This is a genomic window from Snodgrassella sp. CS2 (assembly GCF_050310315.1).
Classification (GTDB): Bacteria; Pseudomonadota; Gammaproteobacteria; order Burkholderiales; family Neisseriaceae; genus Snodgrassella; species Snodgrassella alvi_E.
Window position 1 is genome coordinate 103,206 of the sequence record NZ_JBNPBA010000001.1, and the last position, 14,947, is coordinate 118,152.

Here is a 14,947-nt window from a genome sequence, read left to right on the forward strand (position 1 = left end):
CGGAGAATTTGGTATGAATATTGCCAAAACCGTGCTTGCAACCCTATTACTTGGTATATGTGCTCTAGCACTGGCACGAAAGGAAACCTTATATAACGAACACTATATAGGTCCAGATGAAAATCAGGCATGGGAAGAGCAGGCCGTACCATTACCCGCCTATCCTGCAGGTAACCAGCAGTGGGTAGATGTATATATCAACCAGACTTACAGTGGCCACCCCAAGCTTTTGCTCAACAGCATATCCATTAATCCCGATCGAACTGTGCACTATATTCTGAATCAGCAGTCGGCGCAGGGTATTAACAATCTTTCAGCAGAAGCGATTCATTGTCCTACACGACGCATGAAAGTATTCGGCTTTGGTGATGATGTTAACAAACGCTGGATTCAGCCACGCAATGGCCAGTGGAAAGTTATCGGCACTTCACTGAATGAACTGGATAGAGTGCGCTCTGTACTGTATCAGACCTTTTGTGAAGACGGTTTGCCGCGGAACCACGAAGAATTAATGCAGCGCATCACAACTCGCGCTATGCGCTAGACAGGAAGATATGTGGATTGGTTAAATGATGCTCATATTTGGTGGCTGTTAATTCTAGGATTTAGTGCTGGTCTGATGGATGCTGCAGTGGGTGGGGGTGGACTGTTACAGATACCAGGCCTCTTTGGTGCACTGCCAGTACAAACTCCCGCTCCAGTTGTTTTGGGTGTGAATAAATTCGCTTCAGCCAGTGGCACATTAGTGGCCGCTGCTCAATATACTCGCCGCATATCCGTACCTTGGGCTATGCTGATACCTGCAGCTGTACTTGCATTTGGTTTTTCGTATCTGGGCTCTCATATTGTTGTATACCTGCCAACGTCATGGATGAAGCCGTCTATTCTGATTATTTTAATCGTAATGGCGGCATATACATTTCTGAAAAAAGACCTTGGACAGGTTGAACGCCAAAGTGTACTTACTAAGCGCGAATACATACATGGTTTGATAATCGGCGCCCTTATCGGCCTGTACGATGGCGTTTTTGGTCCAGGCACTGGCAGTTTACTGGCTTTTGTGTTTGTGCGGTTTTTCGCCTTTGATTTTATTACTGCTACGGCTTCATCCAAAGTTATCAACCTGACCACAAATTTGGCGGCTTTGTGCTTTTTTATACCTCATCACTATGTAATATGGCATTGGGCAATTCCTCTGGCCATAGCTAATTTAACGGGCGGGCTAATTGGAGCCAGACTGGCCATGCGTGGCGGTACTAAATTACTACGCAAAGGATTTATTGTTCTACTATGTATTATGATTGGTAAATTTGGCTACGATTTGATGTGATAATAGAATAAATGATGCATATTTAAGATGCAAACGCGGCAGTAATTATTCAAATATCTATCTATAGTTCAGATTGAATTGTCTTCTGTGGAAAGAGAAGATGAACGCCTTTTACAGAAAAACTGTTGTAATATTTGTCGCGATTCTGATTCCATTATTCCGCCTAGAATGGCAGTGTGCTGATTAAGCCGGTGATCGGCAAATAAATCTACCACACTGCCGGCCGCACCAGTTTTGGGTTCTGCGGCGCCATAAATAACTCTATGTACTCGAGCCTGAATCAAAGCGCTTGCACACATGGCACAAGGCTCAAGAGTCACGTAAACATCACATTCCTGTAAACGATAGTTCTTTTGTTTTTGGCTTGCTTCTGTCAGTGCCTGAATTTCCGCGTGATGACTCACATTATGATCAGTGATACAACGATTGTAGCCTAGACCAATAATATTATTTTTATAAACAACTACCGCGCCAACAGGTACTTCATCCAATAACTGTGCCTGATGCGCTGCCATTAATGCATGACGCATCCAAAATTCCATGTTTTCTTTTGCTGGAAATATTGCTACTGGCGGATGTTGTTTGAGTTGTTGTCGCCAATATTCTTTCTCTTCTGTGCCTATGCTTTGAACATTACAGTTTTCAGCCAGTGCAATCAATTGCCATAATACTCTTTCAGTAGTACCTGTACTAATATTTCGCAGTTGTAAAAAAGTTGTAATCGGGCCACGGCGCCGCAAATCTTCCACATTATGTATATTAAGTTGTTTTAAGAAAGTAATCGTTTTATGTGGTAATGGGGGCGTGGTCATTAAGGTATTCATATGTCAAAACAAAATTAATGCACTTTATCTTACTATAATTCAATTTGATTCAAGTGAATAAATTATGTCTCATTATTTTAAATTAGTATTATTTTTAAATAAAAATCGAACGATATCACATTAAATATTCATCCTTATATTTAACGGCAGGATATTGAAAAAAGATGTTTTTAATTTCAGTTAAAAACTTTTAGGTTTTGATTTCTAGTTAGGAAACTGAAGTTTTGTTTGAGTTATTAATCTGTCTTTGTTCATTAACGGCCTGAGCGATGGCTGCTAGATGAATTTCATCGCTGTGATCCTCATGTTTTTCTGGAATAATCCCGAGCTTATGGAAAAGAGCCTGATCCTTTTCTACCTGAGGATTTGCAGTTGTTAATAATCTATCGCCATAAAATAATGAATTAGCGCCGGCTAAAAATGCAAGAGCTTGAGTTTGTTCATTCATCTTTTCCCGTCCAGCGGATAAGCGAACATGGGATTTTGGCATCATAATACGGGCTACAGCTAGGACTCTAATAAAATCGAAAGGATCAATATCTTTTTCATTTTCCAGAGGAGTACCTTTAACCTTAACTAAATTATTAATAGGTACACTTTCTGGATGTTCTGATAAATTGGCTAATTGAATCAACAGATTTGCTCGATCTTTAATTGACTCACCCATGCCAAGAATGCCGCCACAGCAAATTTTCACACCGGCTGCTCTGATATAAGCCAGTGTTTGTAATCTTTCGCTATAAGTACGAGTAGTAATTATATGACCATAAAATTCAGGTGAAGTATCAAGGTTATGGTTATAGTAGTCCAATCCCGCATCGGCAAGGGCGGTTGCCTGTTCTTGCGTCAAACTACCCAATGTCATACAGGTTTCCATTCCCAATGCTTTTACTCCTTTTACCATTTTCAAAACATAGTGCATATCTTTAATGGTAGGATGCTTCCATGCTGCACCCATGCAGAAACGAGTGGAGCCTGCTTCTTTAGCAGCTTTCGCTTTATCAATTACTTTCTGTACTTCAAGCAATTTTTCTTTATTCAGCCCGGTATTATAATGGCCTGATTGGGGACAATACTTGCAATCTTCTGGACAGGCACCTGTTTTGATGGATAAAAGTGTAGATATTTGTATTTGATTGGCAGGAAAATTCTGTCTGTGCACAGTTTGAGCCATAAAAATTAAATCATTAAACGGCAATTTTAATAATTCCATAACTTCCGGCAATGCCCAATTATGGCGAATAGCACCTAATGACATATAAATTTCCTTTTGGTGTCAATCTGATAAATACAGTGCATCTTAATATGTAAAAATTTGTTGTCAACCGTTTTGAATATATTATTATATTAAAAAAATAAATTTTGACTCACATCTCTTTGAATTAGATTATTTTTCATTTATAAATTAAATTTTTTTATCAGGTAAAAGCAATAATGTACTTACTGCTTTATATGAGAAAATTAATTAGAATCGAGCCAATCAAAGGGTTAGAAATTTTATTTATTTCAGCGATATTATGTGTAGATATTAATTCAAAATTTAATTAAATTGTTGAATCAACGATGTTTACAAATTAAATATCAGTAAGTGTTAAAAATTAGTTTATTTTTGCTATCTTTTAGCTGGAAAATTTATCTGGGGCTGTTTTAGAATAAATATAATTTGATTAGCTCAGTAGATATTCTTTTCTGCATGGAATGAGCAAAATACTGGAAAGGGAAATCAATATGCAAAATTGTGTCATAATCACTGGACATAGCCGAGGATTGGGGCGCGCACTGGCTGAATATTATCTGAATCAAGAGGTTAAGGTGATCGGATTATCGCGCCATGGCTGGGATAATCCGCCGGAAAGGCTATTACAATATGCTATTGATTTTGCCAATACTGAAGCTATATCCACACTGGTGCAATCGGCCAGTTGGCAAAACGGACTGGAAAATAAAAATGAGGTCACGCTGATAAATAATGCCGGAATGGTGGAGCCAAATGCTCTGGCGGGTCAGCAAGGCTGTGATGCCATTTCCAAAGCCATAGCTGTAAACATCACTGCGCCTATGCTGCTCACTAATGCAGTAATTGCAGCTGCCACCAAAGCTTCTATACGCATTGCCCATATCAGCAGCGGTGCCGGTCGCCATCCCATTGCCGGCTGGAGTGTATATGGTGCCACTAAGGCAGCTTTGGATCAGCATGCGGCTGTCATTGCTGCGGAGCAGCATCCACGCGTGCGTATTGCCAGTATTGCACCTGGTGTAGTGGATACCAATATGCAGCAATGCATCCGTGCAGCTGATGCCGCCAAATTTCCCATGGTAAACAATTTTATTAACATGAAAACAAATAGCCAGTTGCAGAGTGCAGCCGAAACCGCACAGAAGATTGCGGCCATGATTGCTGCCGACGATTATGGTCAGCAAACACTGCGGGATGTGCGGGAGTAGACAAGGGTTTGTTATAATGGCTCCCTTTTTGCTTTGCCTGACAAAACTTCATGACCTCTGCCGCCTACCAGCAACAGCTTACTGAAAAACAACTTTATCTGAATAAATTATTTGCCGACTGTGCATTTTCTGAGATGCAGGTTTTTACTTCACCTGCATCACATTATCGCATGCGTGCTGAATTCCGCATCTGGCATGATGGCGAAACATGCAGCTATGCCATGTTTACTCCAGGGGAAAAGGCTGGTAATGGTAGTGTGCAAAAATTGCGGCACTTTGCTGTCGCTCACAAAAATATCGATTCACTGATGCCAGTATTGCTTGATTGCATACAGACTAGTGAGTTACTTAAATCACGATTATTTCAGGTAGAATTTCTGACTACACTGGCTGGAGATACGCTAGTTAGCCTGATATATCACAAAAAACTGAATAACGACTGGATGCAGGCAGCTAAGGTCTTAGCCTCTAAGCTGGGTATTCAGATCATAGGACGCAGCCGTGGACAAAAAGTGGTACTTGAGCGCGATTACGTTATCGAACGATTAAGCGTAGATAATGAAGTGTTTCAGTACAAACAATTGGAAGGCGGTTTTACCCAGCCTAATGCAGTGGTGTGTGAGTCGATGCTTAGCTGGGCAACAAATGTTGCTAAAGCTATTCCAATGGGAGATTTACTGGAACTTTATTGCGGTAATGGAAATTTTACCTTGCCATTGGCACGTCATTTCCGCCGCGTACTGGCTACCGAAGTATCAAAAACCTCAGTACAGGCTGCCCGCTGGAATATAGATACTAACCAAATTCACAATATAGCTATTGTACGGCTTTCGGCTGAAGAATTTACTGAAGCCTATGCCGGTGTTAGAACTTTTAAGCGTCTTGTCAGCGAACAGATTAATTTGGGTGATTATGAATTCAGTACGGTATTTGTGGATCCACCACGAGCCGGTATTGATGCAGACACGCTGCAACTATTACAGAAATTCGACAATATAATTTATGTATCCTGTAACCCAGTTACCCTGCATGATAATCTACAAACTTTGTTAAGAACACATCAGGTAAGGCAGGCTGCGATGTTTGACCAGTTTCCGTTCACGCCGCATATTGAATCAGGTGTCTGGTTACAGAGATGTTAATATCTAATTCATAGCATGTTTTCTATTTGTTATATTTTATATCAATAAAAAACTGCCTGATATTTGCAGGCAGTTTTTTTGTAGAAAAACATTTTAATTCTGTTCTTCAGTTTGTACTTTCTGGCGCAGGCGCAAGCCTAGTTCGCGCAGTTGTTTTTCATCAACGTGGTTTGGTGCATCTACCAGCAAGTCTTGTGAACGTTGTGTTTTCGGGAAAGCAATCACGTCTCGAATGGAATCGGCACCCGCCATTAAGGTTACCAAACGATCTAAACCGAAAGCCAGACCACCATGGGGTGGAGCACCGAATTTCAGATTATTCAGTAAAAAGCCAAATTTATTCTGCTGCTCTTCAGGCGTGATTTTTAGCGCAGCAAATACTTTTTCCTGAATATCTGCGCGATGGATACGGATAGAACCACCGCCGATTTCCCAGCCGTTTAATACCATATCGTAAGCACGGGCAATACATTCTTCCGGAGCGCTTGCGAGCAGGTCTTCGTGGCCAGCCTTCGGAGCGGTGAACGGATGGTGCATAGCAGACCAGCGTTGTTCTTCCTCATCATATTCAAACATGGGAAAATCAACTACCCATAACGGGCGCCATTCATTAGTAAAGTAACCATTGGCAGCACCATGTTCGTGGCCAATTTTGATTCGCAAAGCACCAATAGCTTCGTTTACCACTTTGGCTTTATCGGCACCAAAGAAGATAATATCGCCATTTTGAGCACCGGTTTTGTTAATAATTGATTGCAACGCGGTGTCAGACAGGAATTTCACAATTGGTGACTGTAAACCACTGTCTTCGCTGTTATTTACTTTGCTAATATCATTAACTTTGATATAAGCCAGACCTTTGGCTCCATAAATACCCACAAATTCAGTATAGGTATCAATTTCCTTACGGCTCAAAGAGGCACCGTTCGGTACACGCAAAGCTACAACACGGCCATTTTTCATGTCGGCAGCCGCACGGAATACTTTGAATTCTTCCGTTTTCATTACGTCGGTGAGTTCGGTAAATTGCAGGCTAACACGTAAATCCGGTTTGTCTGAACCATAAAGGAACATAGCATCATGCCAGCTCATGCGAGGAAATGTAGGCAATTCAACGGACAAGGCTTTCTGAAATACCAGTTTTACCATGTTTTCAGTGATGTCCATGATTTCGTTTTCGTTCAGAAACGATGTTTCAAGGTCGATCTGGGTAAATTCCGGCTGACGGTCTGCACGTAAATCCTCATCACGGAAACATTTAACAATCTGATAATAGCGGTCAAAACCGGCCACCATCAGTAATTGTTTGAATAATTGCGGTGATTGCGGTAAAGCGAAGAATTCACCTGGGAATACACGGCTGGGCACCAGATAATCACGCGCACCTTCTGGAGTGGAGCGGGTAAGCATCGGTGTTTCAATATCGATAAAACCTTGGCTATCTAAATAGCTGCGCACGGCCATAGCAACACGATAGCGCAAACGCAAATTATTTTGCATTACTGGACGGCGTAAATCGATAACGCGGTTGGTCAGACGAACATTCTCGCTGATGCCCTCATCGTCAATCAGGAAGGGGGGCGTAGCTGCAGTATTGAGAATCTCAATTTCTTTGGCAAGCAATTCAATGCCACCAGAAATCATTTTGTCATTTTTAGTACCTTCCGGACGTGCGCGCACGCGGCCGGTAATGCTCAATACGTATTCATTACGTGCAGAATCAGCCAAGCTGAATGCTTCTGGTGTATCCGGATCAATTACAGCCTGTACAATGCCTTCTCGGTCACGCAGATCTATGAATATCACTCCGCCATGGTCTCGGCGGCGATGAACCCAACCCTTCACGGTGACGGTTTGGTCGAGGTATTGTTCGTTGATTAAGCCACAATAGTTGGTTCGCATTTTGATGCCTTTGTTACTGTGATTACGGTTAATTGTGTTATCAGGAATATCCATTCCGGCCAGTTGTATGCTAATTTGGTCTGGCAGGCTTATGTAAAGAAAATATTGCCTGTAAAGATTGGTTGTGCGGTGGTTCATCCGGCTGCACCATTCCCAATGAAATAACATATTTCAGTGCATCGTCCACACTCATATCAATTTCACGTACATCTTTACTGTTGACCATAATATAGTAGCCACCAGTGGGATTGGGAGTAGTGGGCACGTAAACCGAAATATATTCATTGGACTGGGTAGCATCAGACTGCTTTGGCAATGCCGACGCAATATTATCCGGTATATGTCCAGATACAAATCCGATTGTCCAGATATTGGGCTGCGGAAACGGAATGAGAACCGGTGTTTTAAATGACTGGCGCGAATCTGACAAAAGAGATTCAGAAACTTTTTTTACGCCAGAATAGATACTTTTCACTACCGGAATGCGTCCCCACAAGGCGTCCCATGCGGCAAATATTTTACGTCCGAGCATATTTGCAGCCAATAGGCCAGTGAAGAAAACCACGATTATAGCTGCTACAAGACCCAGACCATGAATTTTAAAACCGAAAAGTGCCTGTGGCTGCCAACGTGCCGGTAAAATATTCACCAGCTCATCAGCCATGCCGATGATATAGCTGATTACCCAAATGGTGACAATAATGGGCAGCCAGACCAGCACGCCGGTGAGCATGTACTTTTTCAGAGATTTTTTTAGTTTTCCGCCCTCGGCAGGCTGTGGTGCCATATTTTGAGAAAGTCCTTTTAATCTGTTCTGATTACAAATATCAAACTTTATATTATACCCATATTTGGTTGTTTTCACAGTGTCTATTACTGATGTTGATTAAATTTTATTTTAAGGGGCAAACAAAGATTCAGAATTGGTTTGATGATGTCTGAGATACATCTTTATTAACTGTTATATGTGTTTGATTTGTATCGTCAGCATCGGTATGCTGAATTGATCAAATGTATGTATTTATATTTTCGTATACAATTAATTTTTTTGATTTTAAATTTTTGATATTAAATAAAAATAATAGAGAACCTTTTATTTTAGATTCTGCAAGCATTGGTTTACCGAATTTTTGAAGATTCACTTTACCATATCAGCAAAATCGATTTAATTTCTTATTTGCAATTTATAACTAATGAATAATTAATAATTACAAATAAATTTTTATGTTAATCTATTTGGTATAATCTGTACCTTGATCAATATTCTTATAACGTTTTAGGAAGTTATAGCTTTCTGTATGGCCAGTTTCCGTTTTTTCTGTGCGTGGCTGCCATGGTGGGTAACAGGTGTTTGCGGTTCTTTTTTACTACCTCAGGCTTATATCTGGCCATGGATTGGTGTTTTTTTCGTATTGTTGATACTGTTTGTGTGTTCTGGTTGGCTGTGGTGTCGTTGTGTTGCAGCACTATGTGCAGGTGTAATTTTTGGGTTATGGCGCACCGATACAGTCTTACAACAGCAGTGGCCAATAACCGATAAGGCTGAACTACAGATTGTGACTATTCAGGTTAAAGATATACCGCAGCAGGATACACAACGCAGCCGCTTTGTTGCTCAAGTAAACCTACCCGACGGTCGGCAGCAACAATGGTTGATTACTGATTACAGCAGGCGAGAATGGCCAGTGGGGAGCCGATGGGAGATTAAGGCCAAAGTTCGCGCTGTTATCGGGGAAAACAATATGATTGGGTTCAATCGTGAAGCGTGGGCGCTCAGTAATAGTATCGGAGCTATGGCTAATGTCGTTAAGGGACAGCGTAAAGCTTTAACAGCTGCTTCAGATTGGAAAATAAAACTTGCTCAGTGGCGCATGTGGTGCAGCGCACGTTGGCATAATCAAGAGCAAAAATATCCGCAAGGTGTAGCTCTCCTGAAAGCGCTTGCTGTGGGGGAACAATCTGCATTACCAGCAAGCGCATGGCAGATATTCCGCCCGTTGGGACTAAATCATTTAGTCAGTATTTCCGGATTGCATGTGGGGATGTTGGCTATGCTGGCAGGATGGCTATGCAGCAAGTTCTTGCAGTATATGCCGGTACGAATCCATCAGCCGTGGATATATACGCGCTCTACAGCAGTTATAACTGCCATTGTTTACAGCGCTCTGGCCGGCTTTGCTGTACCTACACAGCGGAGTATGCTGATGATTATTATACTGGCACTTACGTGGCGTCGCGGTTATTTACGCGCTTTTCAAGTGTGGTGGCTGACCATAGCATTAGTGCTGCTGTTTGACCCGCTAGCGGCATTAAGCGTGGGTTTCTGGCTATCTTTTCTATTGGTAGCAGTGCTGATGTGGGCAGGTGACGGTAATAGTCAGCATGCTAAATGGCGGCAGATGGTACAGGGACAATGGGCTGCCGGTCTGGCTTCCGTGGTGCTGGTGGCTTATTGTTTCGGCTCGGTAGCCATTATCTCGCCACTGGTTAACGCTGTTGCCATTCCCTGGTTTACCTTGGTACTGGTACCACTGGCTTTGCTTTCGTTGATATTGCCATTAGATATCTTACGCACGATGGCGGCTTATCTGGCTGAGCGAACTATGCGTATGCTGCATTGGATTGCTGATTATGCTCCAGAATACTATCCGGCACAGGCACCGTTAGCCTTGTGGTTGATTGCTGCTGTTGCAGTTATGTTGTTACTTTTGCCTAAAGGCTGGTATTTGCGGCCTTTGTGTTTGCTTATTTTGCTTTTATTGCTGTGTTACCGGCCTCCTAAACCGGCTTTTGGCGAAACTAATATCAAAATATGGGATGTAGGGCAGGGACTAGCCATCAGCATTACTACCGCCAGACATGAATTGCTATTTGATACCGGTACAGCTTACGCGGCACAGTCTGTGCTTATGCCCAACCTGCGTGCGGCTGGTATCAATCGTTTGGATACGCTGATATTGTCACACCATGATAATGATCATGATGGTGGTGCTTCGTTAATTAGGCAACAGCTGCAACCACTGCAACCACTGAAAATTATTGCTGGACAGAGCAAAGCCTATAACTTTCCGGTGCAACCCTGCCTAGGTGGTGAAAACTGGAAATGGGATGGAGTATGGTTTGAGTTTTTGAATCTACCAGTAACACAGAATAATAAAAAAAATGATTACAGTTGTGTTTTGCGAGTGCTCAGCGCTGATAAGGCACTGCTAATAACTGGCGATCTGGGAAAACAAGGAGAACGAGCTTTAGTAGAGACTTATGGTGATGATTTATTTAGTCAGATTCTTGTATTAGGCCATCATGGTAGTAAACATTCCAGTGAAAAAAACTTTCTTCGTACTGTGGCTCCTATCTATGCAGTAGCCAGTGCCGGCTTTGCCAATTCTTATAGCCATCCTCACGCAGAGGTTCAACAGTTACTGAAACAAGAAGGTGTTACTCTATTACGCACCGACCGGCAGGGAGGATTACAGACAACTCTATCTTCACACCCACTACATTGGAAGTTATTACAAAACTACCGGCCTTATTGGCAGCGTAAACCAGCATTGCTTTAGTTTACCAGCAACTGAACGCCATAATATACTGGCGTATAATGGATAAAATAAATAAACGGCTGATTTGAAGGATTCAACATGCACTGGCGTAAACTATCTATATATATCCTGACAGCTTTCATACTGGCTGCATGTGCTACCCCAGAGCAAAAAGCAGCACGGGCTGCGGCAGAGAAAGCTGCACAGCAAAAATTACAACTTGATCTAGCTGCTCAGTGCGACCCTCGCACCGCTGAGCTGATGCAGGCTCAGATGCAGAATCCAGCTTTTTTTTCTGACCCTGCTAATGCCAAAATAGCTCAAGAGTACATGCAGAAAGTAAACTTGCCTATTTTTCAAAGCTGCTACAAGCTGGCATGGAATAATTATATCAATCAGGTGAAGCTAGAGCAGGCGCGTAGCTGGGCCATGCAACGTAGATGGGACAATGATATGGACTGGATGATGTTCCGGCCGCGTTGGTGTCGAAGTAGTCACAATGGACGGACATTTGTTCATCGCTGCTAATGCAAAAAAACAGACAGGTTTAACCTGTCTGTTTGCCTTGTTATAAGTTTACTTACTGAGTTAGAACGTCTACACCTTTGGGAGGTGTAAACTTGAACTGTGCCCGGTTTAATTGTGGATGCGTATTGATTTTACTGAATGTAATCGTAGTCAGATTACCAAAGCTATCCTTTAGCTGCATATTAGCCAGATTCTCACCTTTAAAACCGATACGAATATTCTGATAGCCTGTATTACTACGTTTAGGTAAGGCACGGACATAGTCAATACCGTTGCTGCTACCATCATCAGATAATGAATAGTTGGCATTTAAGGCTGTTTTATTAGATAGAATGGCTGCTGGAGAATCGCCAATTGTCTGATTTTGAGCACGTTTTGTGACTTGAGCCAGATCCTGATCATAAAGCCAGACAGTGTTTCCATCACCTACTATTATCTGTTTATAGGGCTGGGTGTATTCCCAGCGAAACAGCCCCGGCCGCTGAATAGCAAAAAAACCCGCAGTTGTCTGAGTTCGCTTTTTACTTTTCACTGACTGACTAAACTGTCCGGAAATACCATCTGTATCAGCATTGAATTTTTGCAAAGTTTCCAGTCCGCCTGCATTAACCCATGCAGTACTGAAAGCCAAAATGCCGCTGAGTACAGCCTGAGACAAAATCCGCATTAAATACTCCTTTGCTTAACAATTATTGAATATTTTAGCTGTTTACAGATAAAGTTGGAACAGAAAATCAATGTTTGATAGGTCATGCCATTCTGGACTAAGACCTAGACACGTCTGCACTTGGCATAAAAATACCAATAAAAAAGCGGATAAATCAGCTTTTTTATTGGTGTGGATATTAGCCTATTTTACTGTTTGGCAGCCTGCTCAAAACGGGCATAATTCTGTTTTGCCTGTTGAAGTTTGGCTGTATTTTCATTCATTTTGTTTTGCAGCTCTGCTACTTTATCGGTGTCGCCTTTTGCCTGAGCTTTTGTTAGCTTACGCTGTGTTTCATCAATTTTATTATTTAGCTTAGCGATTTTCTGCTGATATTTCTGACGCAAATCATTGTTGTTACAATTTTGCGCAATATCGGCCTTTTGTGCATTAAGACGGTTAATCTGTCTTTGATTATTATTGGCGCGGGCATATTGCATTTTATTATCAATCTGTTGCTGTTTTTCAGCACAGGTTTGCCATTGATGATCGGCCAAAGCTGGTAGGGCGGCAGACAATGACAGACAAAGCAGAGCCACTTTAAGTATACGTGTTGTTTTCATAAATTTAACCTCTAGAGAAAATTAATTCTGTGTATTGTAAAACTAAGCAGCGATAAACACTATCTAAAATGTAAATTCAGTTTAAATCAAAGTTTATTTTGTTACTGCAGCACATGTATACTGAATGCTCAGTTTTTTACCCCTTTCTGTGAAAATGTCCATTGCTGCCTTATTGGAATCAGCTTTGTTAAGTACTTTGCCTGATGAAAAATGTTCTTTGAGCCATACTGCTCATAAATTATGTATTCAAACACCAGCCAATGCTCTGAAGAGGGAGGTAACGGCTGTTATAAGTGATTTTCGTTTTGCCGGCCATCCCGCAAGACCTAAGCTGGTACCGCCTTCTAAAGTGAAAAGCCGTAAATTTTCAACCGAGGAAGGATATGCGGCTTTATTACATGCCGTTTGTCATATTGAATTTAATGCAATCAATCTGGCGCTAGACGCAGCCTACCGCTTTCGTCTCATGCCAGAAGAATTTACCCGCGACTGGGTACGTATTGCAGCTGAAGAAGCACATCATTTTCAGCTTATGCGGCAACGTCTGCAAGCTTTCGGCTATGATTATGGTGACTTTGCTGCGCACAATCATTTATGGGACATGGCCTATAAAACCGCATTCGACCCACTGCTGCGGATGGCTTTGGTACCACGCGTTTTGGAAGCACGTGGGCTGGATGTTACCCCAGGAATGCGCTCTAAAATTGCACAAAAAGGAGATGAGCATACCTGTGCAGTATTAGATATTATCTACCGCGAAGAAGTAGGCCATGTTCAAGTGGGAAATTATTGGTATCAGTATTTATGCGCACAACGAGGGCTAGAACCACAGGCTTTATTTCGGCGTTTACTCAGCCGTTATGATTTATTTATTTTCCGAGGTTATGTAAATATCGAAGCACGAGAACAAGCAGGTTTTTCCCGTTTTGAACTGGAAATGCTGGAAAATTTCGAACAAAGCCGCCAGTCTGATGTACACAACTGGCGGCTGGCATTGCAAAACTAAATATGTATTCTGTTAGGTAATAACGGCCAAAGAATTCTGAAACTGTATTCTCAATCTATTTCATAGCCGCAGCGAGTGCATTAACATTAAAACGGAACATATCAATATAGGTTGCTGCTGGCGTACCGTTGCTCAAGGCATCTGAGTACAAACGACCACTGATTTTTGTCTGAGTTTCGCTGGCAATTCGCTGCACCATTTTCGGATTTTTAATGTTTTCTATAAAAATGGCTTTGATATGCTCACGCCGTATCTGGCTAATAATTGCTGCCACCTGACGCGCTGATGGCTCGGCTTCAGTGCTTACACCTTGCGGAGCAATAAACTGAATACTGTAACGCTTGGCCATATAGGCAAAAGCATCATGACCAGTCAATACCTTACGTTTGTCTGCCGGTACAGCATTAAATATTTTAGTTGCCCAGTTATTGAGCTCTGCCAGCTGGCGCTGGTAAGCAGCCAGTCGCTGCTGGTAATAGGCTTTGCCTTGCGGATCAACTTTAATCAGTGCTTTGGCAACATTACGCGCATAGGTCTGCATCAGAACGGGGTCATTCCATATATGTGGGTCTGTGTGCTGATGATGGTCGTGACCGTCGTCTGTCATAATTAAAGGCTGAATGCCCTGAGTAACAGTAGCCAAAGGTACGCGGCTTTGTTGAGCAGCTCGTTGCAAAGACAATGGTTCTAGGCCTAAACCATTAAGTAGAATCAGTCTGGCTGAGCGCATGTCGCGTAAATCCTTACTGACCAGCTGATACATATGCGCATCCTGATCATAACCAATCAAGCTTCTGACCTGTACACGTTCACCGCCAATTTGTCGTGTAACATCGCCCAGAATACTGAAACTGGTGATAACCGGCAGCGGTGCCGCCTGAAGCAGGCTGGCTAAACTACACAGAAACATACTAAGCAGGCAAATAAAAAAGCCTCGTTTCATTTTTTATATATCCTTCAGT

The 14,947-nt window shown here is 42.1% G+C and carries 14 protein-coding genes; 7 read left to right on the top strand and 7 right to left on the bottom strand.

Features of this window, described 5'->3' with window-relative positions; all coding sequences use genetic code 11:
- The first annotated feature begins 13 nt into the window (after window positions 1-13).
- Both ACQP6D_RS00470 and ACQP6D_RS00475 read left to right on the top strand, forming a co-directional pair.
- On the top strand, window positions 14-544 hold the full coding sequence (locus tag ACQP6D_RS00470; protein WP_367578130.1) for a CNP1-like family protein: 531 nt from the start codon (window positions 14-16) through the stop codon (window positions 542-544).
- Between the two features lie 12 nt (window positions 545-556).
- A complete protein-coding gene (locus ACQP6D_RS00475; protein WP_427857163.1) occupies window positions 557-1,330 on the top strand; it encodes a sulfite exporter TauE/SafE family protein in 774 nt (257 codons plus the stop codon).
- A 68-nt stretch (window positions 1,331-1,398) separates the two neighbouring features.
- Here ACQP6D_RS00475 and tadA read toward each other — a convergent pair whose 3' ends face one another.
- Window positions 1,399-2,154, bottom strand: coding sequence for a tRNA adenosine(34) deaminase TadA (gene tadA, locus ACQP6D_RS00480; protein WP_427857164.1), 756 nt, complete (start codon window positions 2,152-2,154; stop codon window positions 1,399-1,401).
- Between the two features lie 208 nt (window positions 2,155-2,362).
- A complete protein-coding gene (bioB, locus tag ACQP6D_RS00485; RefSeq protein ID WP_427857165.1) occupies window positions 2,363-3,412 on the bottom strand; it encodes a biotin synthase BioB in 1,050 nt (349 codons plus the stop codon).
- 470 nt (window positions 3,413-3,882) lie between these two features.
- On the opposite strand from bioB, the gene ACQP6D_RS00490 reads away from it, so the two are divergent.
- Both ACQP6D_RS00490 and trmA read left to right on the top strand, forming a co-directional pair.
- Window positions 3,883-4,599 (top strand): SDR family NAD(P)-dependent oxidoreductase, encoded by a 717-nt coding sequence (locus ACQP6D_RS00490; RefSeq protein WP_427857166.1) that lies wholly within the window; start codon window positions 3,883-3,885, stop codon window positions 4,597-4,599.
- 50 nt (window positions 4,600-4,649) lie between these two features.
- A complete protein-coding gene (trmA, locus tag ACQP6D_RS00495; protein ID WP_427857167.1) occupies window positions 4,650-5,741 on the top strand; it encodes a tRNA (uridine(54)-C5)-methyltransferase TrmA in 1,092 nt (363 codons plus the stop codon).
- A 93-nt stretch (window positions 5,742-5,834) separates the two neighbouring features.
- On the opposite strand, the gene aspS is transcribed toward trmA, so the two are convergent.
- Entirely contained in the window at window positions 5,835-7,643 is a 1,809-nt protein-coding gene (aspS, locus tag ACQP6D_RS00500) for an aspartate--tRNA ligase (protein ID WP_427857458.1), read from the bottom strand.
- A 70-nt stretch (window positions 7,644-7,713) separates the two neighbouring features.
- On the bottom strand, window positions 7,714-8,430 hold the full coding sequence (locus ACQP6D_RS00505; protein ID WP_267390374.1) for a DUF502 domain-containing protein: 717 nt from the start codon (window positions 8,428-8,430) through the stop codon (window positions 7,714-7,716).
- A gap of 511 nt (window positions 8,431-8,941) precedes the next feature.
- Between ACQP6D_RS00505 and ACQP6D_RS00510 the strand changes: the two genes are divergently transcribed.
- A complete protein-coding gene (locus tag ACQP6D_RS00510; protein WP_427857168.1) occupies window positions 8,942-11,203 on the top strand; it encodes a DNA internalization-related competence protein ComEC/Rec2 in 2,262 nt (753 codons plus the stop codon).
- Between the two features lie 78 nt (window positions 11,204-11,281).
- Window positions 11,282-11,710: a hypothetical protein gene (locus ACQP6D_RS00515; RefSeq protein ID WP_267390372.1), complete on the top strand. Its 429-nt coding sequence runs from the start codon at window positions 11,282-11,284 to the stop codon at window positions 11,708-11,710.
- A 52-nt stretch (window positions 11,711-11,762) separates the two neighbouring features.
- On the opposite strand, the gene lolA is transcribed toward ACQP6D_RS00515, so the two are convergent.
- Both lolA and ACQP6D_RS00525 read right to left on the bottom strand, forming a co-directional pair.
- The gene (lolA, locus tag ACQP6D_RS00520) at window positions 11,763-12,377 is read right to left on the bottom strand and encodes an outer membrane lipoprotein chaperone LolA (protein ID WP_427857169.1); all 615 of its coding nucleotides are present in this window, start codon (window positions 12,375-12,377) and stop codon (window positions 11,763-11,765) included.
- 188 nt (window positions 12,378-12,565) lie between these two features.
- On the bottom strand, window positions 12,566-12,979 hold the full coding sequence (locus tag ACQP6D_RS00525; protein ID WP_427857170.1) for a DUF1090 domain-containing protein: 414 nt from the start codon (window positions 12,977-12,979) through the stop codon (window positions 12,566-12,568).
- A gap of 124 nt (window positions 12,980-13,103) precedes the next feature.
- On the opposite strand from ACQP6D_RS00525, the gene ACQP6D_RS00530 reads away from it, so the two are divergent.
- Window positions 13,104-13,985 (top strand): ferritin-like domain-containing protein, encoded by an 882-nt coding sequence (locus ACQP6D_RS00530; RefSeq protein ID WP_427857171.1) that lies wholly within the window; start codon window positions 13,104-13,106, stop codon window positions 13,983-13,985.
- 55 nt (window positions 13,986-14,040) lie between these two features.
- Here the strand turns inward: ACQP6D_RS00530 and ACQP6D_RS00535 are convergent, their stop codons facing one another.
- Complete coding sequence (locus ACQP6D_RS00535) at window positions 14,041-14,928, bottom strand: metal ABC transporter substrate-binding protein (RefSeq protein ID WP_427857172.1); 888 nt, start codon at window positions 14,926-14,928, stop codon at window positions 14,041-14,043.
- Window positions 14,929-14,947: the final 19 nt, after the last annotated feature.